Genomic DNA, 24,724 nt, shown 5'->3' on the forward strand with positions numbered 1-24,724 from the left:
CGCTATTTTTATTTGCTTCCCCACCCATTAAGGAGAGGAAGCAACTACTGCTTAGATAATATCCAGCAGCTCTACTTCAAAAATCAGGGTGCTGAACGGAGGAATCGATGCGCCCGCGCCGCGCTCGCCGTAGGCCAGGCTATGCGGAATGGTCAGCTCCCATTTTGAGCCAACCGGCATCAGGGTCAGCGCTTCGATCCAGCCGCCGATCACGCCGGTTACCGGGAATTCCGCCGGCTCGCCGCGCGCAACGGAGCTGTCAAAAACGGTACCGTCGATCAGTTTACCGGTGTAGTGCACGCGAACGTGGTCGGTACGCGCCGGGATAGCGCCTTCGCCCTGGGTCAGAACGCGGAACTGCAGACCGGATTCGGTGCTGTTCACGCCTTCGCGCTCGCGGTTTTCATCAAGGTATTTCTGACCATCTGCCGCCAGCTCCTGGAAACGTTCGCGACGTACCGCATCGGCACGTTCGTGAATTTCACGCAGCGCGCGGTGAACGGCTTCAACCGGCACCTGCGGCTGATTGCCTTCCAGCGCATCAGCAATACCGGCTACCAGCGCCTCAGGCAGCAGCCCCTGCAGGCCAGATTCGCTCAGCTGTTGTCCAACCTGCAAGCCGATACCGTAACTTGCCTGCGCTTCGATAGTGTCAAAAGTCGGGGTTGCCATCTTTGTTCCTTTTTTGGGGGGAAAATTCATACTATATAAACTTCGGCCTGCGGGAAGGCGGCTGGTTCCTGAACTCCGGCTCCAGCGGCATAAATAGCGCCATAGCGGAGTGACCGGCACTGCCAGCGCACCGACAACCCGAAAGACGACGAGTATAAAGTGGTGGGCAGCATATCAGCCACAGCACGATGGGTAAAACTTTGTCGCTGGATGATGACAAATCTGAGGGAAACAGAAACAATAGGCAATATCAGGCTAACCTCACGAAACATATCTTTGTCTCGTCCATCAGGAAGTTAGCCATCTATACTCTACGGAGCAGCATAAAAATATGCGGAGCAGGAGGAAAGCCATGCCCGGGCGCTTTGAAATGACACCTACCCTGGCGAAGATCTGGCACGCCCCGGATCACATTCGCATTATGGATCCGCTGCCGCCAATGCACCGTCGGGGCATTATCGCCGGAGCCCTGCTGGTGGTTATCGGCATACTGCTCCCCTCCGAGGACAGCAGCACGTCCGCCCAGGTCAGCCGCGACGCCAGCCTCGACATGCAATCGCAGTCCCAGCCGCAATCGTCGTCACAGCAGGCTATCCCGCTGCCGCCAATTACCTCAACGCCTACGGTGAACGATGCCGATCAGATGGCGCCGGTGGCTCCGGAGCCCGTTCAGGATGAGCAGCCGACCGAGCAGCAGAATCAGACCTACTCTCCGCCTCAGCAGCAACAGCAGCAATCTGCGCCGGGCATCGAGCAGCAGTGGCGCACCTATCGCATCGAGTCAGGGAAAACCCTGGCCCAGCTGTTCCGCGACCATAATCTGCCGCCAACCGACGTTTACGCGATGGCTCAGGTCGAAGGTTCGGGAAAACCGCTCAGCTCGCTGCAAACCGGGCAAACGGTACAGATTAGGCAGAATGCGAATGGGGTGGTAACCGGCCTGACTATCGATATCGGCGGTGGGCAGCAGGTGCTGTTTACCCGTCAGGCAAACGGCAGCTTTATTCGTGCGCGATAGTCTATCGCGAATAGATTAGCGTGGGGGAAGGCAGAAAAGCAAAACGCCGGCACAAGGCCGGCGTCTCGACGCGAGCAGAGTAAAAATTACTCAGCTACAACGTTAACAACCAGTTTAGCGAAGACTTCGCTATGAACCTGGAAGTCCACTTCGTGCTCACCGGTGGTGCGCAGAACGCCGTTCGGCAGACGAACCTCGCTCTTAGCGACGGCAACGCCAGCTGCAGTTACAGCGTCAGCGATGTCGCGGGTACCGATGGAACCGAACAGTTTACCTTCGTCGCCTGATTTAGACGCGATGGTAACGTTGCCCAGCGCATTGATTGCTTCAGCACGTGCGTTAGCAGCTGCCAGAACGTCAGCCAGTTTGGCTTCCAGTTCAGCGCGACGCGCTTCGAAGAATTCAACGTTTTTCTTGGTAGCTGGAACAGCTTTACCCTGTGGAACCAGGAAGTTACGAGCATAGCCCGCTTTAACATTAACCTGATCACCCAGGCTGCCCAGGTTTGCTACTTTATCAAGCAGAATAACTTGCATTACCTTATCCTCTTAAAGTCGTTAATAGACAGCGGCCGATTACTGATGACGATCGGTATATGGCAGCAGGGACAGGTAGCGAGCGCGCTTGATGCAGCGAGCCAGCTGACGCTGGTATTTTGCACGAGTACCGGTGATACGGCTCGGGACAATTTTACCGCTTTCGGTAATGTAGTTTTTCAGCGTAGCGATGTCTTTGTAATCAATCTCTACAACGCCTTCCGCGGTGAAACGGCAGAACTTGCGACGACGGAAATAACGTGCCATTTGGCTAGTCTCCAGAATCTATCAATTCAATCTGCTCGGCATGCAGAACCATTTTGCTCAGGCCGTTCTTTGCCTTGTGGCAAGAAATGAACCCCCGAACGATTACTGCACTACCGACCGTTATACTGTGAGTAATGGCCTGGTTTTGGTGTCCGCTAATAATAACGGGCATTTGGCACCATGCCTGCCGGTGAAAACCGGCTTCCTCCTGCACTGAACGATGCTCAAGCACGAACTGGCAGTGTGGAATTCCTGACGGGCTGACCTTACGAATTGGCGTCCTGCAGATAGTGCCGGACAGCTCCAGACGGTTGGTCATCAGGATTACTCTTCAGAATCCCCAGCTTCGGAATCATCGGTGGTTTCATTTGCGAAATCTTCGCGACGCTCACGGCGCTCGTCTTTCGCTTTAACCATCGGAGATGCTTCGGTAACAGCGTGCTTAGTACGCATTACCATGCTGCGGATAACGGCGTCGTTGAAGCGGAAGTTTGTTTCCAGCTCATCGATCGCTTCCTGCGGGGCTTCAACGTTCAGCAGAACGTAGTGAGCTTTGTGCAGTTTGTTGATCGGGTAAGCCAGCTGACGGCGGCCCCAGTCTTCCAGACGGTGGATCGTACCTTCTGCTGCAGTGATTGCACCAGTGTAACGTTCGATCATACCCGGAACCTGTTCGCTCTGGTCAGGATGGACCATAAAAACGATTTCGTAATGACGCATCGAATTGCTCCTTACGGATTATTCAGCCTCCTGTCTGGGTCAGCCGCGGCCCATGGAGGCAAGGAACGTGGTTAAAGGGCGGCTGAAAAACTGACGCGTCATTCTACGTTCGGAGCCCCAGGAAGACAAGCGAATTGCACAAATAATTCGCACTAACGGCAAAGCCGCGCTAAGTCAGTGATTTAAAATTAATCAACGGCGGCTGCGACACTTTTTTGAACAACTTCATCAGAAATGGTCGCGATGCACCCGGCAGGGAGTGATTACACTTATATCAAGAGTAATCCATAGCCCAAGGGAGTCCGGGTTAACGTCAGGACAGTTATAAGGAGCGTTGATTATGAAATACATCCTCATTGCCGTAATGGCTGCGCTTTTGTTGAGCGCCAACGCGCTGGCAGCCATCAAAATCGATGGACGCCAGGCGCGTAACATGGACGATGTACAGAGCCTGGGCGTTATCTATATCAACCACAATATGGCCACTGAGCAGGAGGCCGACAAGGCCCTTAACCAGCTGAGCGACGCGCAGGGAGCGAAATACTTCCAGCCGATCCTGATCCATGAGCCGGAAAGCAACGGCGCGATCCACGCCAGCGCCGCAATCTATCGCTAACCTCCGGTTTTTTTTACCCCTTCGCCTCCGCTACGGAGACGAAGGGTTCAGCCCGTCACCGCGCTTAAAGCGTACGCTTAAAGAACCCGACCGTTTCATCCAGCGCCTCTGGCGTAATGCGATGGCGAACGCCCTGCTGCCAGACGCAGGTCAGGTTGCCGGCCAGGCCGCTTTGCTGCAGGGCCTGCTGCAGACGGAAGGTTTCGCCCGGCGGCACCACGTCGTCCTCATCGCCGTGCCAAAGCAGCAGCGGCCTGCTGGCGAGCGTCGCCAGCTGATGGCTGACGTCCCACTCGCTCAGCCGCTCCGCGTCCAGGGAGGGTGAAGGGAATAAGCCTGGCGCCAGGCTGCTGAAATAGCCGGAGCCCATCAGACAGGCGACGCTTTTCAGCTCCGGATGATGGGTCATAATGCCCAGCGCCGTCATTCCGCCCATCGATGCGCCGGCGACCGCCAGCCTGTCGTCCGCAATCCATCCCTGCGCGGCGATCTCATCGCGCAGCGCGGCGAATTCGGCGAAGTTCTGCAGCAGAATGGGCCAGAAGCGCTGCATTCGCCCTTTTTCATCACCGCGGTAGCGCGCGCCATGCTCCGCAGCATCGGGCATAATGACCCGAAATCCCGCTTCCGCCAGCGCCACGGCAAAGTAGCTATAGACCAGCTTCGAAGAGGTAAACCCGTGATAAAAAACGATACACGGCAGAGGCCGGTCTGACGCATTCCGGGGACAGGCATGAAGCACCTCGCCGCCCGCGAAATTACGCACTTCCAGTACAATCATTTATCGTCTCCAGTCTCTAGAGTAGCGGTGTGCCTTGGGCTAACATATAGCCCAAGGCGTGGGTTCAGCCGCGATTTATAATGTTGAGAACTGGGTTACGCTTTCACAACATTTTCATTCGAAAATCGCGTCAGAGATAACAATTCGGGAACATTCCCCGGAAATGTCATTCAGGCTACCACTACACTGTGACTAACAGGAAACGAGATATGGTTATGCGTAGGTTAACACCGTGGTTACTGGCGATCGTTCTGAGCGGCTGTAGCGCCCTGCAGGGAACGCCAGAAGCCCCGCCACCTGCGACCAGTCATCCGCAAGAGATACACCGTAACCAGACCAGCGGGCTACAAAAAATGGCGACGGTGAGCGTGCTGATGTACGGTTCGCCGATGGATGTTGAAGCTGCGCTGAAGGTCAAAGCAGAAGCGGCTAAAGCGGATTACTACGTCATCATAATGATTGATGACACTCTGGTTCCCGGCCAGTGGTATTCGCAGGCAATTCTGTACCGTAAATAACGGTGCAACGTCTTTAACCCCGCTTTACATTGCTTTGCATCCATTCACGTTCTCCTGTGCATAATAACGTTCAGCCAGTCAACCTGGCAGGACGTTAGCAACGGACTGCCCTCGGGCCACGCAAAATGGAGCTGACGATGAAACGATCATTTACCCTACCCAGCCTGCTGTTTAACGCTACAACGGCGCATACTGCAGCACAGTCCGCAGAATTTGCCAGCGCGGACTGCGTCACTGGCCTGAATGAAATCGGCCTGATTTCCGTCAACAATATTGCCGGCAGCCAGCAGGACGTCGAGCATGCCATCGCCGTTAAGGCCGATGAGCAGGGCGCCTCCTGGTATCGCATCGTCCAGATGTACGAGGAACAGCAGCCGGATAGCTGGCGGGTACAGGCCATTCTCTACGCCTGAGGCGCCTGGCGCCCGCGTCCGGTGCCGCGCAGCAGCAGGTCATCCAGCGTTTGTGCGTCCAGCCGCATGCCGCCGCGCGGGTCGAGCATCATTCGACACCAGGCCTGAGCCAGCGGCGGCGAGGCGTAACGCAGCATTTGCGCTCCCGCGCCGAGCCGGTACACCAGTCGGGTTATCTCCCGGCCCTGCTCTTCCGCCGGCCGCCTCAGCAGCTGCTGCAGCTGACGCCATGCGCGATCGAAATGGCGATTCTGCCCTTTGACTTCCGCACACTCCGCCGCCAGCAGCTCAAGCGCCGCTGGCTGCTTGCTCAGCACCCGCATGACGTCGAGACACATAATATTCCCGGAGCCTTCCCAGATACTGTTCACCGGCATTTCCCGGTACAGGCGCGGCAGCTCGCTCTCCTCGCAGTAGCCGATACCGCCCAGCACCTCCATCGCTTCGGCAACAAACGAGATCCCGGATTTGCAGATAGCAAACTTCGCCGCCGGGGTAAACAGGCGGGCCCACAGCGCCTCCTGCCCATCGTCGCGCCTGTCCCACGCGCGCGCCAGGCGGAATAAAAAGGCGGTTTGCCCCTCAAGCAGCAGCGCCATCTGACCCAGCACCTGGCGCATCATCGGCTGCTCGACCAGGCTTTTTCCGAACGCCTGGCGCTGAAAGGCGTGATAGAAGGCGACCGACCAGGCGCGCCGCATTAGGGCATGGCTGCCCAGCGCGCAGTCGAAGCGGGTCAGGCCGCCCATTTTGAGAATTTGCCGTACGCCGTCCCCCTCTTCGCCCACCAGCCAGCCGCTGGCGTCATAGAACTCCACCTCGCTGCTGGCGTTAGAACGGTTACCGAGCTTATCCTTGAGCCTTTCGAGGTGCAGCGCATTACGCTGGCCGTCCGGCAGCAGGCGCGGCACAAAGAAACAGGAGAGCCCGCCGGGCGCCTGCGCCAGCACCAGGTGCGCATCGCTTTGCGGTACCGAGAAAAACCATTTGTGTCCCACCAGACGATAAAACCCGTCTGCGCTCTTCTCTGCGCGGGTGGTATTGCTCAGCACATCCGATCCCCCCTGCTTTTCCGTCATCCCCATGCCGATCAGCAGCCCGCGCTTCTGATTGCCCGGCGCCAGATGCGGATCGTAGCGATCGCTCAGCAGCGGCGACAGCCAGTCGCTAAAAGGAGCGGGGAGCGACTGCTGCAGCAGAGGCGTGGCGGCGAACGTCATGGTTATCGGGCATAGCGTCCCGGCCTCCACCTGCGCATGCAGCATAAAGCGGGCCGCCCGGGCCACAAAAGCGCCGGCGCGCGCGTCGTCCTGCCAGGCGAGATTATGCACCCGGTTAGCGCACAGCCCCTGCATCAGCAGATGCCAGGCGGGATGAAAGCGTACATCGTCAAGCCGCGTGCCGGTCGCGTCATAGCGCAGCAGCTCCGGCGGGTTAACGTTCGCCAGCCTCCCCAGCTCCAGCGACTCAGCCGTTCCCAGCTGCTGGCCGATACTGGCCAGCAGATCGCCGTCCCAGGCGGCGCCTTCGCGGGCCACGGCTTCGCGCAGTGCGGTATCGGACAAGAATAAGTTGCTGTTCAGCAGCGGCGTCGGCTGATTAAACACGGTATGAGTTGGCCAGTGCATAGTGCTTCCCTCCGTCAATGGCGTTGTACTCAGTATGGTCAGCCAGGGCCGGGAGCGCCCGCGAGCCGGGTCACAAAAAAACCATCCGCTCCTTCGTGAGGCGCATCACAGGCATAAGAATTTAAAATTTCACAAGGCTAAAGTTGTGGAATAATTTATTCACTTGCTGTTTTTTTGTTGAAATCAGGATGGCCTATGCAGACCGCGACACGCCCTACGGGCGCGCACAAGCGCGCGCTGATCGCCGGATCTATCGGCAACTTTATTGAATGGTATGAGTTTGCGGTCTATGGCTTTCTGGCGACGGTTATCGCCCGGAATTTCTTTCAGCTGGCCGGCGAAGCGCCGCTGACGGGCCTGATCCTGACCTACGCCTCCTTCGCCATCGCCTTTTTCTTCCGCCCGCTAGGCGCCATTATTTTTGGCCGTATCGGCGATCGAATCGGCCGCAAGCCGACGCTGATCGTCGTCCTGGTGATGATGACGCTCGCCACCACGGCAATTGGCCTGGTGCCGGCGTATGCCAGCATCGGGGTGGCGGCCCCTCTGATCTTGACCGGGCTGCGCATTCTGCAGGGGCTGTTTGCCGGCGGGGAGTATGGCGGCGCCGTCTCGCTGATGACCGAGTTTGCGCCCCGCGGCAGGCGCGGTCTGTATGGCGCATGGCAATCCTTCACCGTCGCCCTCGGCCTGCTGGCCGGGGCCGGGATCGTGGCCCTGATCTCCGCAGTGCTGAGCCCGGAAGAGCTCCATGCCTGGGGCTGGCGAATTCCATTCTTCCTCGCCATCCCGCTGGGGATCGTCGCGCTCTGGCTGCGGGTAAAAATGGAGGAGACGCCGGGCTTTCTCCGCCAGCAGCAGCAACCGCAGCATCCGCAGGCCAGCGCCGACCTGATCCATACCCTGAAAGCGATTGTCACCGGCATCGGTCGCCTGATGGTCTGGTCCGCCGCAGGCTATACCTACCTGGTGATTATGCCCGCCTACCTGCAGTCGTCGCTGCATACCGGCTTTAACCAGGCGCTGCTGATCGCGGTGATCTCCAATATTGGCTTTGCGCTCACCATTCTTCCTGCCGGGATACTCAGCGATAAGTGGGGTCGTCGCAACGTGATGGTGCTGGCCGCGGCGCTGCTGCTGATACTGGCGCTGCCGTTGCTGAAAATTCTCCAGGCAGAATCCAGCACTCTGCTGATAAAAGGCGCGGTGGTATTCATTGCCGGAGGTCTGGTGGGAGTACTGGCAGGGCCGGGACCGGCGATGCTGGCAGAAATGTTCCCGACAAGGGTGCGCTATACCGGCCTTGGTCTGGCCTATTCGCTCTCTAATGCGGTGTTTTCCGGCTGCGCCGGGCTGATTATTACCGGCCTGATTAAACAGACCGGTAATCTTGATATTCCGGCTTACTACGTCATGGCGACGGCGGTAGTCAGCATCGTTGCGCTAATGACCCTCAATAAGAACGATCACCTGCGCTCGCTGGACGAGTAGCCGCCGGGCAGCGTGCGCCCGGCGTTAATCAGCTGCGCTGGCGCACGGCCTCAAACAGGCAAATACCGGTCGCGACGGAGACGTTCAGCGAGGAGACGCTGCCGGCCATCGGAATGCTGATCAGCTCATCGCAGTGTTCGCGCGTCAGGCGACGCATCCCTTCACCTTCGGCACCCATCACCAGCGCCATCGGGCCGGTCATCTTGCTCTGGAAAAGAGTATGATCCGCTTCGCCGGCGGTGCCGACGATCCAGACGTTCTCTTCCTGCAGCAGACGCATGGTGCGCGCAAGGTTAGTCACGCGGATCAGCGGGACGTTTTCCGCCGCGCCGCAGGCCACTTTTTTCGCCGTCGCGTTCAGCTGCGCCGAACGGTCCCGCGGCACGATCACCGCATGCACGCCGGCGGCGTCAGCGCTGCGCAGACAGGCGCCAAGGTTATGCGGATCGGTGACGCCGTCGAGAATCAGCAGCAGCGGCTGATCGATAGAGGCGAGCAGTTCAGGCAGGTCGTTCTCCTGGTACTGACGCCCCGGCTTCACGCGGGCAATAATTCCCTGATGCACGGCGCCTTCGCTTTTCTCGTCGAGAAACTGGCGGTTAGCGACCTGAATCACCACGCCCTGAGCTTCCAGCGCATGGATCAGCGGCAGCAGGCGTTTATCCTCGCGGCCTTTCAGAATATAGACTTCCTGAAAACGCTCGGGAGCGCGCTCCAGCAGGGCCTGCACCGCGTGGATGCCGTAAATCATTTCACTCATTGATGTACTCGTTGCTTGTTAATATTGCCGTTTCGGCTTTACAGGCCGGATGTCCCGGCCTGTAAGATTGATGCCCGCTTACTCAGCGGTTTTCTTTTTCGCCGCGCGCTTCGCTTTGGTTGCGGCAGCTATTTTCTGCGTTTTAGCCGACGGCTTCTTCGCTTTTTTCTCGCCTTTAGGCTGAGCGGCGTTGGGCTGAGACTTGCCTTTTTCTTTACGGAAGGCGCTGTCCGGCTCGAAGTTTACCTGCTTCCCTGCCTGGCGACGGCGCCCGGAAGGCTTGCCGGCGTTCGACTTTTTCGCCCTCTCACGCTCGGTCTTGCCGACGTTGCGCGGGGCGCGTTCGCTGGAGATCAGCGAGAAGTCGATTTTGCGCTCGTCCATGTTGACCGCTTCCACGCGGACTTCCACGCGATCGCCCAGCCGGTAGGTCTGACCGCCGGATTCGCCGATCAGACGCTGCCCGACCTGGTCGAAGCGGTAGTAGTCGTTATCCAGCGATGAAACGTGCACCAGGCCGTCGATAAACAGCTCGTCCAGACGGACGAAGAAGCCAAAGCCGGTGACGCTGGCAATCACGCCCTTAAAGACGTTGCCCACCTGATCCAGCATAAAGTCACACTTCAGCCAGTCAGAGACTTCGCGGGTCGCTTCGTCGGCGCGACGTTCGGTCATCGAACAGTGCGCGCCCAGCTGCAGCATCTCTTCCATGCTGTAGTGCCAGCCGCCGGTTTCGGTGCTGTTGCCTTTGTGCCCCTGCTCTTTCGCCAGCAGATACTTAATGGCACGGTGCAGCGACAGGTCCGGGTAACGACGGATCGGCGAGGTGAAGTGCGCGTAGGACTGCAGCGCCAGGCCAAAGTGGCCGCGGTTTTCCGGATCGTAAACCGCCTGCTTCATCGAGCGCAGCAGCATGGTTTGCAGCATCTCATGGTCAGGACGATCGGCGATGGAGGTCAGCAGCTCGGCGTAGTCGCGCGGCTCCGGCTTGTTGCCGCCGGGCAGCTCCAGACCGAGCTCCGCCAGTACCGTGCGGAAAGCGGTGATGGCTTCAGTGGTCGGCTTATCGTGGATACGGAACAGGGCCGGCTCCAGCGCCTTCTCGACGAAGCGAGCGGCGGAGATATTCGCCAGAATCATGCACTCTTCGATCAGCTTATGCGCGTCGTTGCGCTGGGTCTGCTCAATGCGTTCGATGCGGCGTTCGGCGTTAAAGATGAACTTCGCTTCTTCACTTTCAAAGGAGATGCCGCCGCGCTCTTCACGAGCGCTATCCAGAACTTTGTACAGGGTGTGCAGCTCTTCGATATGCTTCACCAGCGGCGCGTACTGCTCACGCAGCTCGCTATCGCCCTGCAGCATATGCCATACCTTGGTATAGGTCAGGCGCGCGTGCGAGCTCATTACCGCTTCATAGAATTTGTAGCCGGTCAGGCGACCTTTTGACGAAATCGTCATTTCGCAAACCATGCACAGGCGATCGACCTGCGGGTTCAGCGAGCACAGGCCGTTAGAGAGCACTTCCGGCAGCATCGGCACCACCTGCGACGGGAAGTAGACCGAAGTACCGCGGCTGCGCGCTTCGCCGTCCAGCGGGGTACCGGGACGCACGTAGTAGCTTACGTCGGCAATGGCGACCCACAGGCGCCAGCCGCCGCCGCGTTTCTTCTCGCAGTAAACCGCATCGTCAAAGTCGCGGGCGTCCTCACCATCGATGGTGACCAGCGGCAGATCGCGCAAATCAACGCGGCCAACCTTGGCCTCTTCAGGCACCTGCTCTTTCAGCACGGAGACCTGTTTTTCCACCGCCGGTGGCCAGGTATAAGGGATTTCATGGGTGCGCAGCGCCATATCGACCGCCATGCTGGTGCCCATGTTATCGCCCAGCACTTCAACAATTTTGCCCACCGCTTTAGTACGACGGGTCGGGCGCTGGGTCAGTTCAACCACCACCACAAAGCCCATCCGCGCGCCCATGACTTCTTCCGGCGGGATCAGGATATCAAAGCTCAGACGGCTGTCGTCAGGCACCACGAAGCCCACGCCGGCGTCGGTGAAATAGCGGCCGACGATCTGGCTGGTTTTTGGCACCAGGACGCGCACGATACGCGCTTCGCGGCGGCCTTTACGGTCCGCGCCCAGCGGCTGCGCCAGCACCTGATCGCCATGAATACAGGTTTTCATCTGCTCAGACGACAGGTACAGGTCGTCTTTACGCCCCTCAACGCGCAGGAAGCCAAAGCCGTCGCGATGGCCGATAACCACGCCTTTGAGCAGGTCAAGACGCTCCGGCAGCGCGTAGCACTGACGGCGGGTAAACACCAACTGCCCGTCGCGCTCCATAGCACGCAGGCGGCGGCGTAGCCCTTCCAGCTGCTCTTCGCCTTCGATATTCAGTTCGATCGCCAGCTCGTCTCGGCTGGCCGGTTTTTCACGTTTTGCTAAATGATCGAGGATAAATTCCCGGCTAGGGATTGGATTCGCATACTTTTCTGCTTCGCGGTCCAGGAAAGGATCTTGTGACATGTCGGTTCCTCCGTTGTCATCTCTGATGAGAGTTTACGTCACTCCACCAGTAATAATTTATAAAGTGGTTGATTCTCTTCAACCAAATCAGCCAGCGTGTAGTTATCTAGTTCCTTAAGAAAACTTTGCGCCGCTTCTGCAAGCGCCTGCTTCAGGCGACAGGCGGGTGTAATGTGGCAGAATTCGCTGCTGCAATTGACCAACGATAGCGGCTCAAGATCGCGAACCACATCACCAACACGAATCGTTTTTGCCGGCTTACCGAGGCGAATCCCCCCGTTCTTTCCCCGCACCGCCATAACGTAACCAGAGCGACTCAGCTGATTGATTATTTTTACCATATGATTACGCGACACGCCGTAGACCTCCGTCACTTCGGAGATACTCGTCATTCGGCCATCCGGTAGCGACGCCATATAGATAAGCGCTCGTAATCCGTAATCAGTGAAACTCGTTAACTGCACAGCAACCTCAGGGTAAGGGGCAAGCGGTGAATCCGCAGGGTATGACTATATTGATGATAAACCAGCCGACGCTCAGGCCGTTAATTTATTTGAAATGGGGCGGGTGGACAGCAAAAACAAGGGGCGCCCAATCGGCGCCCCTGGAGATAATTATGCGTCGAACGGGTCGCGCAGAATCATCGTCTCGGTACGGTCAGGACCGGTAGAGATAATATCAACCGGTACGCCGGTCAGCTCTTCAATACGAGCGATGTAGTTCAGCGCCGCCTGCGGCAGGCCGCTACGCTCTTTCACACCGAAGGTGGTTTCGGACCAGCCCGGCATGACTTCATAAATCGGCTCAATGCCTTCCCAGTTGTCGGCTGCCAGCGGAGTGGTGGTCACTTCGCGGCCGTCCGGCAGACGGTAAGCTACGCAGAGTTTAACTTCTTTCAGGCCGTCCAGTACGTCCAGCTTGGTCAGGCAGAAGCCGGACAGGGAGTTGATCTGCACCGCGCGACGAATCGCAACGATATCCAGCCAGCCGGTACGACGGCGGCGGCCGGTAGTGGCGCCGAATTCGTTACCCTGCTTGCACAGGAACTCGCCGACGTCATCAAACAGCTCGGTCGGGAACGGACCTGCCCCTACGCGGGTAGAGTAAGCTTTGATGATACCCAGTACGTAATCCACATAACGCGGACCCAGGCCGGAGCCGGTTGCCACGCCACCAGCGGTGGTGTTGGAGGAGGTTACGTACGGATAGGTACCGTGGTCGATATCCAGCAGAGTGCCCTGCGCGCCTTCGAACATCACGAAGTCGCCGCGCTGACGCGCCTGATCCAGCAGATCGGAAACGTCTACAACCATCGCCGTCAGGATGTCGGCAATTGCCATAACGTCATCAAGGACTTTTTGATAATCAACCGCTTCCGCTTTGTAGAAGTTCACCAGCTGGAAGTTGTGATATTCCATCACTTCTTTCAGTTTGTCAGCGAAGGTGGCTTTATCAAACAGGTCACCAACGCGCAGACCGCGGCGAGCGACTTTATCTTCGTAAGCAGGACCGATGCCGCGACCGGTAGTACCGATAGCTTTCGCACCGCGCGCTTTTTCACGCGCAACGTCCAGCGCAACGTGATAATCAAGGATAAGCGGACAGGCTTCGGACAGCAGCAGACGCTCGCGGACAGGGATACCACGGTCTTCCAGTCCTTTCATTTCTTTCATCAGCGCAGCCGGAGACAGCACAACACCGTTACCGATGATGCTGGTGACATTTTCGCGGAGAATACCTGATGGAATAAGATGCAGGACGGTTTTTTCACCGTTGATTACGAGAGTATGGCCTGCGTTGTGACCACCCTGGTAGCGCACAACATATTTAGCCCGTTCAGTCAGGAGATCGACGATCTTCCCTTTACCTTCGTCACCCCATTGGGTGCCCAGTACGACGACGTTGTTGCCCATTTTTCAAAATCACCGTTTGCTTAAAAATGGATTCTACCATCGCTTTTTCAGAGTTACAGCACTTTTTGCACTCAATATCAGCCAGGTCTGGCCACTTTTTGATCAGCTCAGTGATTTCGTCAACATGTAGTAGATGACTATCCCGGCAACCACAAGACCGCCGCCAAAACGGCGTAATATATTATCCGGCAGCTGGCTCATTGTGGCGATCATCCGACGCCAGGCGCGCGGATAAAGCAACGGCCCCAGTCCTTCAAGTACTAAAACCAGCGCCAGTGCCAGCCAGATTGTTGAGTTCATGATTAACCCTTAGAGAGAAACGAAACCACCGCCGCCGCAGAGCGTCAGGGCTTGAGCCATGATGTTTTTTACCCGTGTCGCCTATTGTCCGGCATTTCGCGTTGATTATGCACTTTTTTTGCGAATAAAACGCATAACCCGTTGTGTTAAAAGTTATTTCCTGATTTAAAAATATAAAAAAGGCGCCTTTCTCAAGGCGCCCTTTGGCTGACTAAATCGCTTATTTGCGAGCGGAGTCAGGTGACTTCATGTAGCGGAAGAAATCGCTGTCAGGACTGAGAACCATCACATCCTGGTTACCCTGGAAGCTGTTCTCATAGGCGCGCAGGCTACGGATAAAGGCGTAGAAGCCCGGATCCTGGCTAAACGCATCGGCAAACAGCTTCGCCGACTCAGCGTCGCCTTCACCGCGCATGATGCGGCCCTGGCGCTCGGCTTCAGCCAGCGTCTTGGTCACTTCATAGTCCGCGGTAGCGCGCAGCTTCTCAGCCTCTTCCTGGCCCTGTGAACGGTGGCGACGGGCAACCGCTTCACGCTCGGCGCGCATACGGTTATAAATCGCTTCAGACACTTCGGCCGGCAGGTTGATCTGCTTGATGCGTACGTCGACGACTTCAATACCCAGCGCCGCCATACTGTTCGGGTTAACGACCGGAACCTTGCCGTTAGTTTCTGCCGATACGCGCTCCGCCGCTTTGGCGATAGCATCGTCAGCGGCCGGCGTACTGACTTCATCTTCGGTACCTGCAGAGCCGGAGTTCAGCGCATCGCGCACTTCCAGAGTCAGGCGACCGCGGGAATCGGTCACGATATCCTTCACGTCCAGACGACCAATCTCAGAACGCAGACGGTCAGAGAATTTACGCTTCAGCAGCACCTCGGCCTGGGAGACGTCGCCGCCGCCGGTTGCCAGATAGTAACGGCTGAAGTCGCTGATACGCCACTTGATGTATGAGTCGACGATCAGGTCTTTCTTCTCTTTGGTAACAAAGCGATCGGCCTGGTTATCCATAGTCTGAATACGCGCATCGAGCGTTTTCACTGATTCAATGAACGGGATCTTGAAGTGCAGACCCGGCGAATACACCAGCGGTTTATTTTCGCTATCGCGCAGTACCTTACCAAAACGCAGCGTAATACCGCGCTCGCCCTCTTTAACCACAAAGATAGACATGTAAAGCACTACCAGCACGATGGCAATAATCGCAATTACAGGTTTACGCATCGTTATTCCCCCTGACGCTGGTAGTCGTTACGCTGCGCGTTGGCGCGACGTTGGTCCATAATGTTGCCATCCGTAGTGGTCGACGTGGTGCTGGCGCTGCTTGAGCTGGAAGCAGGCGGCAGGCGCAGCAGATCGTTCGCACCGCTGCTATTGCCCTTTGCTGCCGGCGTACCGGCGCCTTTCAGCATCTGGTCCAGAGGCAGAACCATCAGATTACCGCCCTTATCGTTAACCAGCACTTTGCGGGTGTGGCTCAGCACTTTTTCCATGCTTTCGATATACAGACGCTCACGGGTAATCTCCGGCGCGGCCTTGTACTCAGGCAGGATCTTCGCAAAGCGCGCGACTTCACCCTGAGCTTCAAGAACGGTCTGAGTCTTGTACGCACGCGCCTCTTCGAGGATACGCTGCGCTGCACCGTTAGCTCGCGGCTGAACTTCGTTGGTGTAAGCTTCAGCTTCGCGGATGTACTGCTGCTCGTTCTCACGCGCGGCAATCGCATCGTCAAACGCGGCCTTCACCTCTTCCGGCGGACGCGCCGTCTGGAAGTTGACGTCCAGCAGGGTAATACCCATATCGTACGGACGAATCGTCTCTTCCAGCTCGCGCTGGGTATCGCTACGAATAACGGTACGCCCTTCGGTCAGGATACGGTCCATGGTGTACTTGCCGATAACGCCACGCAGGGCGCTGTCGGTTGCCTGACGCAGGCTATCGTCGGCGCTGGCAACGCTAAACAGGTAGCGTTCTGGATCGGTCACCCGATACTGCACGTTCATCTCAACGCGCACGACGTTTTCGTCAGACGTCAGCATGACGCCAGAAGCCGCCAGTTCACGTACCGATTCAACGTTGACGGCCTGGACGTTATCGATAAAGGTTGGCTTCCAGTTAAGACCCGGCTCAACCAGATGGCTGAATTTACCAAAGCGAGTCACCACACCACGTTCCGCTTCCTTGATGGTATAGAAACCGCTGGCTGCCCAGATAATAACTGCGGCAGCGGCAACGATGCCGACAATACGTCCGCCCATCGGGCCACGAGATCCCTGAGAGCCGCTAGCGCCTCCCTGTCCCCCTTTGCCGCCACCGAGACCGCCAAGTTTTTTACTTAACTTGCGGAAGATATCATCCAGATCGGGCGGCCCCTGCTCGCGACCACCTTTATTGCCATTTCCCCCGGAGTTGCCGCCTTGGTTATTGCTGCTCCCCCACGGGTCGCGGTCCTGTCCGTTATTACCGGGCTGATTCCACGCCATGTATATGCTCCATATTTGTTTTTGATATCCCCACAGGGGTTAATATCTTCAGGCAAGCTGCAAGGTCAAATCACGTAATCAACCAGCGCTGGCTCTTGTTTACAGAGGCGACGCCAGTCAACGATCGGCATGCGCACCTGCAGACTCACGCTGCCGTCATCCTCCAGCCACTCTTTTTCTATCGACTGAAGCTGATAGAACCGACTTCTCAGCCGCCCTTCCTGCGGCGGTAAGCGCAGCGTGTGCTGGGCCACTTCACCGGAAAGTCGTTCCGTCAAAGCCTCAAAAAGCAGCGGTACCCCAATTCCGGTCTGCGCAGAGAGCCAGACCCGAATCGGTTTATTCTCTTCATCCCGGTCGATACGTGGTTCAAAATCGTCAAGCATGTCGATTTTGTTCATCACCAGCAGTACCGGGATCTCATCGGCCTCGATTTCGGCGAGAACCGTATTTACGGCATCAATATTTTCCTGCAGACGGACATCGGCTGCGTCAATCACGTGCAGCAGCAGCGTCGCCTGACGCGTCTCCTGCAGCGTGGCTTTAAACGCGGCGACCAAATCGTGCGGCAGGTGGCGAATAAAGCCCACGGTGTCCGCCAGCACGGTTTCACCAACGTCCGTGACGTCGATGCGGCGTAGCGTCGGGTCCAGAGTCGCGAACAGCTGGTCCGCCGCGTACACCTCAGCTTCGGTTATCTGGTTAAACAGCGTTGATTTCCCGGCGTTGGTGTACCCCACCAGCGACACGGTTGGGATATCGGCTTTGGCTCGTGACCGCCGTCCCTGTTCACGCTGCTTCGATACTTTTTCCAGCCGCCCGAGAATCTGCATAATGCGGTTACGCAGCAATCGACGGTCAGTCTCGAGCTGGGTTTCACCCGGGCCACGCAAACCAATCCCGCCCTTTTGCCTTTCAAGGTGGGTCCAGCCGCGTACCAGGCGCGTCGCCATATGACGCAGCTGCGCCAGCTCAACCTGCAGTTTCCCTTCGTGGGTGCGCGCTCGCTGGGCGAAAATATCTAAAATAAGTCCTGTGCGATCGATAACCCGGCATTCACACAGGCGCTCCAGGTTACGTTCCTGGGCTGGACTCAGGGCATGATCGAACAGCACGACCGACGCGCCGGTCGCTTTTACGGCTTCCGCAATTTCGACAGCCTTACCTTCACCAACAAAATATTTTGGGTGCGGTGCTTTACGGCTACCGGTAATCACCTGCATTGCTTCGACACCGGCAGAGGAGACCAGGGATTCAAACTCCTGAAGGTCTTCCATATCTTTGTCTTGCGAAAAATAGATGTGTACCAGCACCGCCTGCTCACCGGCATCATAACGGTCAAACAAGCGTAAACCCCTTCTAAAATACCAGCGGGGAACAGGGTCACTCGTGGTCTTTCTGGTTGCGTGAGTATTGGCTTTACTCGTTTACCCCAGCCATTTACTGCTGTAAACGCCTGGGGATTCACTACATGCCGACTTCCTGCAACCAAAAACTCATAGAGTAAAACCAGGCTCCCCGGCTTGGAAAAACAGCATTAACCTTATTCGGCGTCTTCGCTGTCTTGCTGCGGCGCAGAAGAACCCTGCGCGCTACCACCGTGGTGATAGTTGCTTGTACCGCCGCCAGCATTATTGCTGTGATGAGACACCGGGCGAGACGGAACAACGGTGGAAATTGCGTGCTTGTAGACCATCTGGCTGACCGTGTTCTTCAACAGGATCACGAACTGATCGAAAGACTCAATTTGCCCTTGCAGCTTAATACCATTCACCAAATAAATAGAAACCGGAACGCGTTCCCGACGCAAAGCGTTCAGGAACGGATCTTGTAAAGATTGCCCCTTAGCCATTCTCTCTTTTCCTTATATGTATGCTTGTTTTGTACTCAGAACCTTACGATTCTTAAAAAAAATTACGCACGATACCGTTTAATTGTACACGTTCAGTCCTGGCTCGCACCAACTACCTGTAATACTTTGTTGAGCGCCTGTTCAGGTTGTTCACTGTCTAACCAGTGAATATCTTCCCAGCCGCGCAACCAGGTTATCTGACGCTTGGCTAACTGTCTCGTGGCGCAAACACCTCGATAAACCATTTCATCATACGGGATCTCGCCATCAAGGTATGACCACATCTGGCGATATCCTACACAACGAATGGAAGGCATATCCGTATGCAAATCTCCGCGGGCAAATAGCGCCCGTACTTCTGCTTCAAAACCTGAAGCCAACATCTGATGAAAACGCTGTTCTATGCGTTGATGGAGCAGTTCACGGCTCGCCGGGGCGATGGCGAACTGATGCACCTTGTACGGCAGAGCGTCTCCCGACGTTTGCGTCAGTTCCGTTAAAGTTTTACCCGAAATGAAAAAAACTTCCAGTGCTCGGGAAAGTCTTTGCGGATCATTTGGATGAATACGCGCGGCGGCAACGGGATCGATCTCCTGTAGCTGCCGGTGCAGTGCGTGCCACCCCTGCTCTGCTGCCTGTTGCTCAATTTTTGCCCTGACCTGCGGATCTGCCGACGGTAACGGCGACAGCCCTTCCAGCAACGCTTTGAAATACAACATTGTTCCGCCAACCAGCAGCGGAATGCGCCCGGCAGCGACGATATCCGCCATTTCTGCCAACGCATCGCGACGAAAGTCCGCCGCGGAGTAAGCCTCTGCCGGGTCGAGAATATCCAGCAGTCGATGCGGCGCTGCGCTCAGCTCTGCCGCATCCGGCTTGGCCGTACCAATGTCCATTCCTCGATAGATAAGGGCGGAATCGACACTAATCAACTCTACCGGTAAAATTTTACGCAATGCAATGGCCAGCGCCGTTTTACCAGAGGCCGTTGGGCCCATTAAAAATATTGCCTTAGGCAGGCTCGCCTCAGTTACATCACTCATCTTTCAGGGCATTCATCGCCGAATCCAGGTCAACGGGTTGTAACAGACCACCCGGCGGAGCTTTTACCAGCTGCGGACATAAACGCTCTACGTCCGCCAGCACGCTAATCGCCTGCGCCATATTCCACTGCGCGTGTTCGCTCGCCAGGTTGCGCGCGATCCACTGCGCGATGTCACCGACGTCAAATGCCTTTCGCTGCGCCAGGTAGCCTATCAGTTCAGGAATCAAGATTTGTAAATTTTGTTGTCTTAAGGGTAAAGGCACCGCGCGAACCGTCAAATGATGCGCATCGGACTGCAGATCGATCCCCAAATTCACCAGCGCCGCCTGCGCTTTCGCCAGCGCGTCCTTTTCCGCGCCCGATACTTTTAGCCGCAGCGGGATCAGCAGCGGCTGCCCGCAAACCGGCTCCCCGGCGGGCGTCAGCTGCGCCTGACGCAGCCAGCGTTCGGCCACCGGCAGCGCCAGAAGCGCCAGCCTGCCGTCACGTTCCAGCAGCGCGCAATCGCCATCAACGATGGTCAGCACGCGGCCAAAGCTTTGGCTGTGGCCGGATAAACCCTCCGCAGCAGGCGCCGGGGCGCTGCTTTTACGCTCGACAGCCGGCGTCTCCAGCAGCTGACGATACAGCGCCCCCTGCTGCTTTTGGTATCCCGGCTGCGCATGCGGCCAGCCGCCGCCTCCAGCCGGACTGGAAGGCTCGCGCGGCGTTTCGCGGCCGTAGCGCGCTGCGGCCGGCTCACGCGCAGGGACGGGCTGAGCAAAATGGTTAGCCCCCGCCGCGACCCGGTTCTCCGGTACCTGAAGGCGCGCCGGCTGCCCCGCATCCTCTTCCGCCAGCGGCGCGCTGAGCTGCTGCTGGAGGACGCTAAGCACCCCTTGATAGATAAAATCATGGACCAGCCGAGACTGGTGAAAACGCACCTCGTGCTTAGCCGGATGGACATTCACATCTACCTGGTGCGGGTCAATCTCAAGGTACAGGACAAAAGCGGGCTGCTGGTCGGCCCCGAGCTTATCTTCACAGGCCTGGCGAATGGCGTGGTTGATCAGCCGGTCGCGCATCATACGGCCGTTGACGTAGCAGTACTGAATCTCCGCCAGCGCCGGATTGGTATGCAGAGGATCGGCCACCCAGCCGCTGAGGGTCAGATCGCCGTGCTGCCATTCAATCGCCAGCGCCTGCTCGAGGAACGGCGTGCCGCAGATAGCGCCCAGCCGCCGCTCGCGCTGTCCGCCCGCGGGTACGGCGCGATACTGGCGCATCGCCTTGCCGTTATGGCTGAGATTAATCGTGACGTCAAAACGCGCCAGCGCGATGCGGCGGACGATTTCATCGATATGGTTAAATTCCGTCTTTTCGGTACGCATAAATTTGCGGCGGGCCGGGGTGTTATAGAACAGATCCAGCACTTCCAGCGTGGTGCCGACCGGATGCGCCGCCGGCTTGACGGTCACGTCCTGATCGCGCCCTTCGGCGTAGGCCTGCCAGGCCTCCTGCTGCTCCGCCGTGCGCGAGGTCAGGGTCAGCCGCGCCACCGAGCTGATACTGGCCAGCGCTTCCCCGCGAAAGCCGAGGCTGATGATAGCTTCCAGATCGTCAAGGGAGGCGATTTTACTGGTGGCGTGGCGAGCCAGCGCCAGCGCCAGCTCGTCCTTTTTGATGCCGCAGCCGTTGTCACGAATGCGGATAAGCTTCGCGCCGCCGCGTTCGATATCAATATCAATTCGGGTCGCGCCGGCATCAAGGCTGTTTTCTACCAGCTCCTTAACCACCGACGCCGGACGTTCCACCACCTCACCTGCGGCAATCTGGTTGGCGAGCTGCGGCGGTAGAACCTGAATCGGCATGACTGACTCCTTAATTTATCAACGTCCTGCCAGGCGACGCGGCGCTGGCCGTTTGTGCGGGCTCGCCGCGCGGGGCTGATTGCAGCGGGTGCTGCATAAAGTAATTACGCAGACCGTTATAAATCGCTTCGGCAAGCTGCTGCTGATAATTGTCGCTGGCCAACAGCCGCTCTTCGCCGGTATTGCTGATAAAACCGGTTTCGACGAGGATCGACGGAATATCCGGTGAACGCAGCACGCCGAGGCTGGCGTGTTCCGGGCGGCGCTTGTGGAGATCGCCGACCCGCTGCAGCTGGCTCAATACGTTAGTCGCCACATCATACCCGACGCGCTGGGAATGGCCGAACTGTAAATCCAGCACCGCCTGGCTGAGGTAGGGATCGGACTGGTTGTTCGCCAGCACATCGCCCGCCCCGCCGAGCAGCTCGGACTGCTTCTCATGCTGCTCGAGCCAGCCGGCCATCTCGCTGTTCGCGCGACGGTTGGATAGCACCCATACCGACGCGCCGGTAGCGTCACGATTCGGCGCCGCATCGGCGTGAATCGACACCAGGAAGTTGGCATTTTGCTTACGGGCGACGTCCGAACGGCCCATCACCGAAATAAAGTAGTCGCCGTCGCGGGTCAGCACCGGCTTGAACAGCGGATCGGCGTTCAGCAACGCACGCAGCTTGCGGGCAATGGCGATCGTCACGTTCTTCTCTTTGGTGCCGTCCGGGCCGATCGCGCCCGGGTCCTGGCCGCCGTGGCCGGCATCGATCGCAATAATCACCTTATCGTCCGTCGCCACGGCGCGAGCGGCCGGACGCGTCACGGCGTGGCTCTCGGTCATGGCCGTTTGCCGTTCATTACCGGATGACTTAAACGGGTTGCGCGCGGGCTCAACCGGAACCGGACGCGGGGCAATCGCCGGCCTTTCCACTCGCTTCACGATCGCCGGAGGCGGCGGAGGTGGAGGCGGGACGTCGGCGTTAATAGTGAACACAACGGTATAATTAGAGCCGTTTTGCTGCTTCACCGCGCGGGTTTTGCCGTCTTCAGTCAGGTCCACCAGCAGGCGCAGAGACTGCGTATCCGGCGCCGTGCCCGAGCGAATGCTTTTCACCAGGTTGCTGCCGCTAAACAGCAGCGGTAATCCCTGCAGGGTGCCGGTCTGCTTTATATCCAGCGCCACGGTGCGTTTGCCCTGAGGGCTGAAGGAGTATTCGGGATCGCCAATAAAGCTTATGGTAATACGGGCCTGCCGATCTCCGTTAGAGACCTGGATATCGGATAAACTTGCCGCAAAGGTCTGCATGCTAAACAGCATCAGCGCAGCGGCCAGCCAAGAGGTTATGCGATATTTCATCCCGCGATCCTTCAGGCTAAACGCGCCAGTAAAGACTCACCCAATGAGGAGACTGCCGTTACGCGCGCCTCACGCCCTTGTGCCTGATACTCAAGATGAATTTCAACATCAGGCTCGGGCAGCACGCCCGCGCCCTGCTGCGGCCATTCAACCAGGCAGATAGCATCGTCAGTAAAATAGTCACGGATCCCCATAAACTCGAGCTCTTCGGGGTCCGCCAGGCGGTAAAGATCGAAGTGATACACCGTCAAATTTTCGAGGGTGTACGGCTCCACCAGCGTGTAGGTAGGGCTTTTGACATTCCCGCGGTGGCCGAGTGCGTGTAAAAAGCCGCGGCTGAAGGTAGTTTTACCCGCGCCTAAATCGCCATACAGATAGATGACCGTGGCCCCCGTACAGAGCTGCGCAATGCGGTTGCCAAGGTCCAGGGTTGCCTGCTCGTCGGGTAAAGGAATCACTCGGTTAATCATGGTCTACGTCAATCACATCCGGGTTAACAACACGCCTGAGCGTGGAAAAGAGATCGGTCGCCAGCATCCCACGGACGCCATCTCTGGCAGCCAGTCGGTCTGCGGCTTCGCCATGCGCCACGCAACCGGCGCAGGCAGCATCATACGGCGTTAGCTTTTGCCCTAACAGAGCGGCAATAATACCGGTGAGCACATCGCCCATTCCGCCGCTGGCCATACCGGCATTGCCGGCATCGATAATACCCATCTCACCTGCTTCACTGGCCACCACCGTCCCCGCGCCTTTCAGCACGACCACGCCACCATAACGTTTTACCAGACGTTGAGCAGAATGTAAGCGATCGCTTTCAATTTCTGCCACGCTGCAGTTAAGCAAACGGGCGGCTTCGCCGGGGTGTGGCGTCAGCACGCGATTGTGACGTTTATCGGCATTGATTGCCAGCAGGTTCAACGCATCCGCATCCCACACCATCGGTTTAGCAAAGCTCTCCACCTGGCGTATCGCCCGCGTCGCCCATTCGCTTTGGCCGAGTCCCGGACCGATCGCCACCACATCAGCCCACTGCAGGCTTTCATCGAGGCTCTGCGCCGTAAGCTCATGCACCATCAGCTCCGGCCTGGCGGTAATAATCGGGGCAATATTTTCCAGATGGGTCAACACCCGGACTAAACCGGCTCCCGCCCGCAGTGCCGCTTCTCCGGTCATCCTGATGGCGCCCGCGGTGCCGCGATCGCCGCCAACGATCGCCAGCCTGCCGTGATCGCCTTTATGGGAGGTTGCGCGGCGCGGCGGCAGCCAGCCCGCCAGCTGCGAGGCATCAAAGCGCGCCAGCGGGAACCTTTGTCCGGCAAGCCAGCTATCGAGGCCCAGAGAGTGATAGTGCAGCCGGCCAACCACGTCGCGGGCTTTACCGGTCAGCAGCCCCGGCTTGGGGGCGATAAACGTTATCGTGTGGGCCGCATGGATGACCGCCCCCGGCGTGGTTCCGGTCTGCGCATTGAGCCCGGAGGGGATATCCAACGCCACTATCGGCGCCGGATGCGCATTCGCGCGCGCGATCAGCGTCGCGACAGGCTTGCGCGGAGCGCTGCACAGGCCGGTGCCCAGCAGTCCGTCAATAATCAGCGAGATCTCTTCCGGCCAGGCAATATCCGCCGCGTGGATCGTTCCGCCAGCGTTGAGCCACTCTTCGCGTGCGGCGTGCGCTTCCTCCGGCAGCGGCTTCTCGCTCTCCAGCGCCAGCAGCGTTACCTCAATCCCTTCAGCCTGCGCCAGGCGCGCAACGACGTAGCCGTCGCCGCCGTTGTTGCCGTGGCCGCAAAGAATCAGCCAGCGCTGGCCGGCAGGATACTGGCTTCGCGCCAGCTGGAAAGCCGCTTCTCCCGCCCGGCGCATCAGCTCAAACAGGGTCAGCCCGAGGCTGTCCGCAGCCTCTTTTTCCGCGCGTCGTAGCGCCTCTGCAGGCCAGATGAAGTGTGGTATACTGACGGAGTATTTCGTCATTGTATGGTCCAT

At 57.9% G+C, this 24,724-nt stretch carries 26 protein-coding genes; 5 read left to right on the top strand and 21 right to left on the bottom strand.

The genetic code is table 11. From position 1 onward, the window contains the following. Window positions 1-51: 51 nt before the first annotated feature. Window positions 52-672: an FKBP-type peptidyl-prolyl cis-trans isomerase gene (fklB, locus tag GO007_RS24110; RefSeq protein WP_095104376.1), complete on the bottom strand. Its 621-nt coding sequence runs from the start codon at window positions 670-672 to the stop codon at window positions 52-54. A 352-nt stretch (window positions 673-1,024) separates the two neighbouring features. On the opposite strand from fklB, the gene GO007_RS24115 reads away from it, so the two are divergent. Beyond that, window positions 1,025-1,690, top strand: a complete 666-nt coding sequence (locus GO007_RS24115; protein ID WP_095104378.1) for a LysM-like peptidoglycan-binding domain-containing protein — start codon at window positions 1,025-1,027, stop codon at window positions 1,688-1,690. Window positions 1,691-1,776: 86 nt separating this feature from the next. On the opposite strand, the gene rplI is transcribed toward GO007_RS24115, so the two are convergent. Genes rplI through rpsF form a run of 4 tightly spaced genes read right to left on the bottom strand, consistent with a single transcriptional unit; the run spans window position 1,777 to window position 3,213 of the window. Continuing rightward, window positions 1,777-2,226 carry a 50S ribosomal protein L9 gene (rplI, locus tag GO007_RS24120; protein WP_041143727.1) on the bottom strand — a complete coding sequence of 150 codons (450 nt, stop codon included), beginning with the start codon at window positions 2,224-2,226 and terminating at the stop codon, window positions 1,777-1,779. 39 nt (window positions 2,227-2,265) lie between these two features. Then, entirely contained in the window at window positions 2,266-2,493 is a 228-nt protein-coding gene (rpsR, locus tag GO007_RS24125) for a 30S ribosomal protein S18 (RefSeq protein ID WP_002210155.1), read from the bottom strand. 4 nt (window positions 2,494-2,497) lie between these two features. Further along, window positions 2,498-2,812 carry a primosomal replication protein N gene (gene priB / locus GO007_RS24130; RefSeq protein ID WP_095104380.1) on the bottom strand — a complete coding sequence of 105 codons (315 nt, stop codon included), beginning with the start codon at window positions 2,810-2,812 and terminating at the stop codon, window positions 2,498-2,500. A gap of 5 nt (window positions 2,813-2,817) precedes the next feature. Beyond that, the gene (rpsF, locus tag GO007_RS24135; protein WP_095104382.1) at window positions 2,818-3,213 is read right to left on the bottom strand and encodes a 30S ribosomal protein S6; all 396 of its coding nucleotides are present in this window, start codon (window positions 3,211-3,213) and stop codon (window positions 2,818-2,820) included. A 340-nt stretch (window positions 3,214-3,553) separates the two neighbouring features. Between rpsF and GO007_RS24140 the strand changes: the two genes are divergently transcribed. After that, window positions 3,554-3,829 (top strand): YdgH/BhsA/McbA family protein, encoded by a 276-nt coding sequence (locus tag GO007_RS24140; protein ID WP_095104384.1) that lies wholly within the window; start codon window positions 3,554-3,556, stop codon window positions 3,827-3,829. Between the two features lie 64 nt (window positions 3,830-3,893). On the opposite strand, the gene yjfP is transcribed toward GO007_RS24140, so the two are convergent. Next, window positions 3,894-4,610: an esterase gene (yjfP, locus tag GO007_RS24145; RefSeq protein ID WP_095104386.1), complete on the bottom strand. Its 717-nt coding sequence runs from the start codon at window positions 4,608-4,610 to the stop codon at window positions 3,894-3,896. A 209-nt stretch (window positions 4,611-4,819) separates the two neighbouring features. On the opposite strand from yjfP, the gene bsmA reads away from it, so the two are divergent. Both bsmA and yjfN read left to right on the top strand, forming a co-directional pair. Next, window positions 4,820-5,128 carry a biofilm peroxide resistance protein BsmA gene (gene bsmA, locus GO007_RS24150; protein WP_095104388.1) on the top strand — a complete coding sequence of 103 codons (309 nt, stop codon included), beginning with the start codon at window positions 4,820-4,822 and terminating at the stop codon, window positions 5,126-5,128. A gap of 137 nt (window positions 5,129-5,265) precedes the next feature. Further along, the gene (gene yjfN, locus GO007_RS24155; RefSeq protein WP_041147507.1) at window positions 5,266-5,541 is read left to right on the top strand and encodes a DUF1471 family protease activator YjfN; all 276 of its coding nucleotides are present in this window, start codon (window positions 5,266-5,268) and stop codon (window positions 5,539-5,541) included. Here the strand turns inward: yjfN and GO007_RS24160 are convergent. Continuing rightward, a complete protein-coding gene (locus GO007_RS24160; protein WP_095104392.1) occupies window positions 5,532-7,169 on the bottom strand; it encodes an isovaleryl-CoA dehydrogenase in 1,638 nt (545 codons plus the stop codon). The two genes, yjfN and GO007_RS24160, sit on opposite strands and share 10 nt — an antisense overlap. Before the next feature lie 195 nt (window positions 7,170-7,364). Between GO007_RS24160 and GO007_RS24165 the strand changes: the two genes are divergently transcribed. Then, the gene (locus GO007_RS24165) at window positions 7,365-8,660 is read left to right on the top strand and encodes an MFS transporter (RefSeq protein WP_095104394.1); all 1,296 of its coding nucleotides are present in this window, start codon (window positions 7,365-7,367) and stop codon (window positions 8,658-8,660) included. Between the two features lie 28 nt (window positions 8,661-8,688). Here the strand turns inward: GO007_RS24165 and rlmB are convergent, their stop codons facing one another. The 14 genes from rlmB to nnr form a co-directional block, all read right to left on the bottom strand. Continuing rightward, on the bottom strand, window positions 8,689-9,420 hold the full coding sequence (gene rlmB, locus GO007_RS24170; protein WP_095104396.1) for a 23S rRNA (guanosine(2251)-2'-O)-methyltransferase RlmB: 732 nt from the start codon (window positions 9,418-9,420) through the stop codon (window positions 8,689-8,691). A gap of 78 nt (window positions 9,421-9,498) precedes the next feature. After that, on the bottom strand, window positions 9,499-11,946 hold the full coding sequence (rnr, locus tag GO007_RS24175) for a ribonuclease R (RefSeq protein WP_095104398.1): 2,448 nt from the start codon (window positions 11,944-11,946) through the stop codon (window positions 9,499-9,501). A gap of 38 nt (window positions 11,947-11,984) precedes the next feature. Beyond that, window positions 11,985-12,410: a nitric oxide-sensing transcriptional repressor NsrR gene (gene nsrR / locus GO007_RS24180; RefSeq protein WP_041143718.1), complete on the bottom strand. Its 426-nt coding sequence runs from the start codon at window positions 12,408-12,410 to the stop codon at window positions 11,985-11,987. 150 nt (window positions 12,411-12,560) lie between these two features. Next, the gene (gene purA, locus GO007_RS24185; RefSeq protein ID WP_095104400.1) at window positions 12,561-13,859 is read right to left on the bottom strand and encodes an adenylosuccinate synthase; all 1,299 of its coding nucleotides are present in this window, start codon (window positions 13,857-13,859) and stop codon (window positions 12,561-12,563) included. A gap of 102 nt (window positions 13,860-13,961) precedes the next feature. Continuing rightward, the gene (locus GO007_RS24190; RefSeq protein ID WP_095104402.1) at window positions 13,962-14,159 is read right to left on the bottom strand and encodes a DUF2065 domain-containing protein; all 198 of its coding nucleotides are present in this window, start codon (window positions 14,157-14,159) and stop codon (window positions 13,962-13,964) included. A 220-nt stretch (window positions 14,160-14,379) separates the two neighbouring features. After that, a complete protein-coding gene (gene hflC, locus GO007_RS24195; RefSeq protein ID WP_041143715.1) occupies window positions 14,380-15,384 on the bottom strand; it encodes a protease modulator HflC in 1,005 nt (334 codons plus the stop codon). Window positions 15,385-15,386: 2 nt separating this feature from the next. Continuing rightward, a complete protein-coding gene (gene hflK / locus GO007_RS24200) occupies window positions 15,387-16,643 on the bottom strand; it encodes an FtsH protease activity modulator HflK (RefSeq protein WP_095104404.1) in 1,257 nt (418 codons plus the stop codon). Between the two features lie 65 nt (window positions 16,644-16,708). Then, window positions 16,709-17,989, bottom strand: a complete 1,281-nt coding sequence (gene hflX / locus GO007_RS24205; protein WP_095104406.1) for a ribosome rescue GTPase HflX — start codon at window positions 17,987-17,989, stop codon at window positions 16,709-16,711. Between the two features lie 197 nt (window positions 17,990-18,186). Continuing rightward, window positions 18,187-18,495 (bottom strand): RNA chaperone Hfq, encoded by a 309-nt coding sequence (gene hfq, locus GO007_RS24210; RefSeq protein WP_041143712.1) that lies wholly within the window; start codon window positions 18,493-18,495, stop codon window positions 18,187-18,189. A gap of 92 nt (window positions 18,496-18,587) precedes the next feature. Next, the gene (gene miaA / locus GO007_RS24215; protein ID WP_095104408.1) at window positions 18,588-19,538 is read right to left on the bottom strand and encodes a tRNA (adenosine(37)-N6)-dimethylallyltransferase MiaA; all 951 of its coding nucleotides are present in this window, start codon (window positions 19,536-19,538) and stop codon (window positions 18,588-18,590) included. Next, window positions 19,531-21,390, bottom strand: coding sequence for a DNA mismatch repair endonuclease MutL (gene mutL / locus GO007_RS24220; RefSeq protein WP_095104410.1), 1,860 nt, complete (start codon window positions 21,388-21,390; stop codon window positions 19,531-19,533). Before mutL ends, miaA begins: the two co-directional genes overlap by 8 nt. Before the next feature lie 10 nt (window positions 21,391-21,400). Then, window positions 21,401-22,738: an N-acetylmuramoyl-L-alanine amidase AmiB gene (amiB, locus tag GO007_RS24225; RefSeq protein ID WP_095104412.1), complete on the bottom strand. Its 1,338-nt coding sequence runs from the start codon at window positions 22,736-22,738 to the stop codon at window positions 21,401-21,403. An 11-nt stretch (window positions 22,739-22,749) separates the two neighbouring features. After that, complete coding sequence (tsaE, locus tag GO007_RS24230; protein ID WP_095104414.1) at window positions 22,750-23,208, bottom strand: tRNA (adenosine(37)-N6)-threonylcarbamoyltransferase complex ATPase subunit type 1 TsaE; 459 nt, start codon at window positions 23,206-23,208, stop codon at window positions 22,750-22,752. Then, window positions 23,201-24,712 carry a bifunctional ADP-dependent NAD(P)H-hydrate dehydratase/NAD(P)H-hydrate epimerase gene (nnr, locus tag GO007_RS24235; protein WP_189339916.1) on the bottom strand — a complete coding sequence of 504 codons (1,512 nt, stop codon included), beginning with the start codon at window positions 24,710-24,712 and terminating at the stop codon, window positions 23,201-23,203. The genes tsaE and nnr overlap by 8 nt, the downstream gene beginning before the upstream one ends. Between the last annotated feature and the right edge of the window lie 12 nt (window positions 24,713-24,724).

Origin of the sequence: Klebsiella sp. 10-1 (assembly GCF_009758445.1) — a bacterium.
Lineage (GTDB): Bacteria > Pseudomonadota > Gammaproteobacteria > Enterobacterales > Enterobacteriaceae > Klebsiella > Klebsiella scottii.

What these genes read in the sequence shown, in the direction of transcription:
- fklB (WP_095104376.1), bottom strand. Translation starts at nt 672, where the DNA reads ATGGCAACCCCGACTTTTGACACTATCGAAGCGCAGGCAAGTTACGGT.
- GO007_RS24115 (WP_095104378.1), top strand. Translation starts at nt 1,025, where the DNA reads ATGCCCGGGCGCTTTGAAATGACACCTACCCTGGCGAAGATCTGGCAC.
- rplI (WP_041143727.1), bottom strand. Translation starts at nt 2,226, where the DNA reads ATGCAAGTTATTCTGCTTGATAAAGTAGCAAACCTGGGCAGCCTGGGT.
- rpsR (WP_002210155.1), bottom strand. Translation starts at nt 2,493, where the DNA reads ATGGCACGTTATTTCCGTCGTCGCAAGTTCTGCCGTTTCACCGCGGAA.
- priB (WP_095104380.1), bottom strand. Translation starts at nt 2,812, where the DNA reads ATGACCAACCGTCTGGAGCTGTCCGGCACTATCTGCAGGACGCCAATT.
- rpsF (WP_095104382.1), bottom strand. Translation starts at nt 3,213, where the DNA reads ATGCGTCATTACGAAATCGTTTTTATGGTCCATCCTGACCAGAGCGAA.
- GO007_RS24140 (WP_095104384.1), top strand. Translation starts at nt 3,554, where the DNA reads ATGAAATACATCCTCATTGCCGTAATGGCTGCGCTTTTGTTGAGCGCC.
- yjfP (WP_095104386.1), bottom strand. Translation starts at nt 4,610, where the DNA reads ATGATTGTACTGGAAGTGCGTAATTTCGCGGGCGGCGAGGTGCTTCAT.
- bsmA (WP_095104388.1), top strand. Translation starts at nt 4,820, where the DNA reads ATGGTTATGCGTAGGTTAACACCGTGGTTACTGGCGATCGTTCTGAGC.
- yjfN (WP_041147507.1), top strand. Translation starts at nt 5,266, where the DNA reads ATGAAACGATCATTTACCCTACCCAGCCTGCTGTTTAACGCTACAACG.
- GO007_RS24160 (WP_095104392.1), bottom strand. Translation starts at nt 7,169, where the DNA reads ATGCACTGGCCAACTCATACCGTGTTTAATCAGCCGACGCCGCTGCTG.
- GO007_RS24165 (WP_095104394.1), top strand. Translation starts at nt 7,365, where the DNA reads ATGCAGACCGCGACACGCCCTACGGGCGCGCACAAGCGCGCGCTGATC.
- rlmB (WP_095104396.1), bottom strand. Translation starts at nt 9,420, where the DNA reads ATGAGTGAAATGATTTACGGCATCCACGCGGTGCAGGCCCTGCTGGAG.
- rnr (WP_095104398.1), bottom strand. Translation starts at nt 11,946, where the DNA reads ATGTCACAAGATCCTTTCCTGGACCGCGAAGCAGAAAAGTATGCGAAT.
- purA (WP_095104400.1), bottom strand. Translation starts at nt 13,859, where the DNA reads ATGGGCAACAACGTCGTCGTACTGGGCACCCAATGGGGTGACGAAGGT.
- GO007_RS24190 (WP_095104402.1), bottom strand. Translation starts at nt 14,159, where the DNA reads ATGAACTCAACAATCTGGCTGGCACTGGCGCTGGTTTTAGTACTTGAA.
- hflC (WP_041143715.1), bottom strand. Translation starts at nt 15,384, where the DNA reads ATGCGTAAACCTGTAATTGCGATTATTGCCATCGTGCTGGTAGTGCTT.
- hflK (WP_095104404.1), bottom strand. Translation starts at nt 16,643, where the DNA reads ATGGCGTGGAATCAGCCCGGTAATAACGGACAGGACCGCGACCCGTGG.
- hfq (WP_041143712.1), bottom strand. Translation starts at nt 18,495, where the DNA reads ATGGCTAAGGGGCAATCTTTACAAGATCCGTTCCTGAACGCTTTGCGT.
- miaA (WP_095104408.1), bottom strand. Translation starts at nt 19,538, where the DNA reads ATGAGTGATGTAACTGAGGCGAGCCTGCCTAAGGCAATATTTTTAATG.
- mutL (WP_095104410.1), bottom strand. Translation starts at nt 21,390, where the DNA reads ATGCCGATTCAGGTTCTACCGCCGCAGCTCGCCAACCAGATTGCCGCA.
- amiB (WP_095104412.1), bottom strand. Translation starts at nt 22,738, where the DNA reads ATGAAATATCGCATAACCTCTTGGCTGGCCGCTGCGCTGATGCTGTTT.
- tsaE (WP_095104414.1), bottom strand. Translation starts at nt 23,208, where the DNA reads ATGATTAACCGAGTGATTCCTTTACCCGACGAGCAGGCAACCCTGGAC.
- nnr (WP_189339916.1), bottom strand. Translation starts at nt 24,712, where the DNA reads ATGACGAAATACTCCGTCAGTATACCACACTTCATCTGGCCTGCAGAG.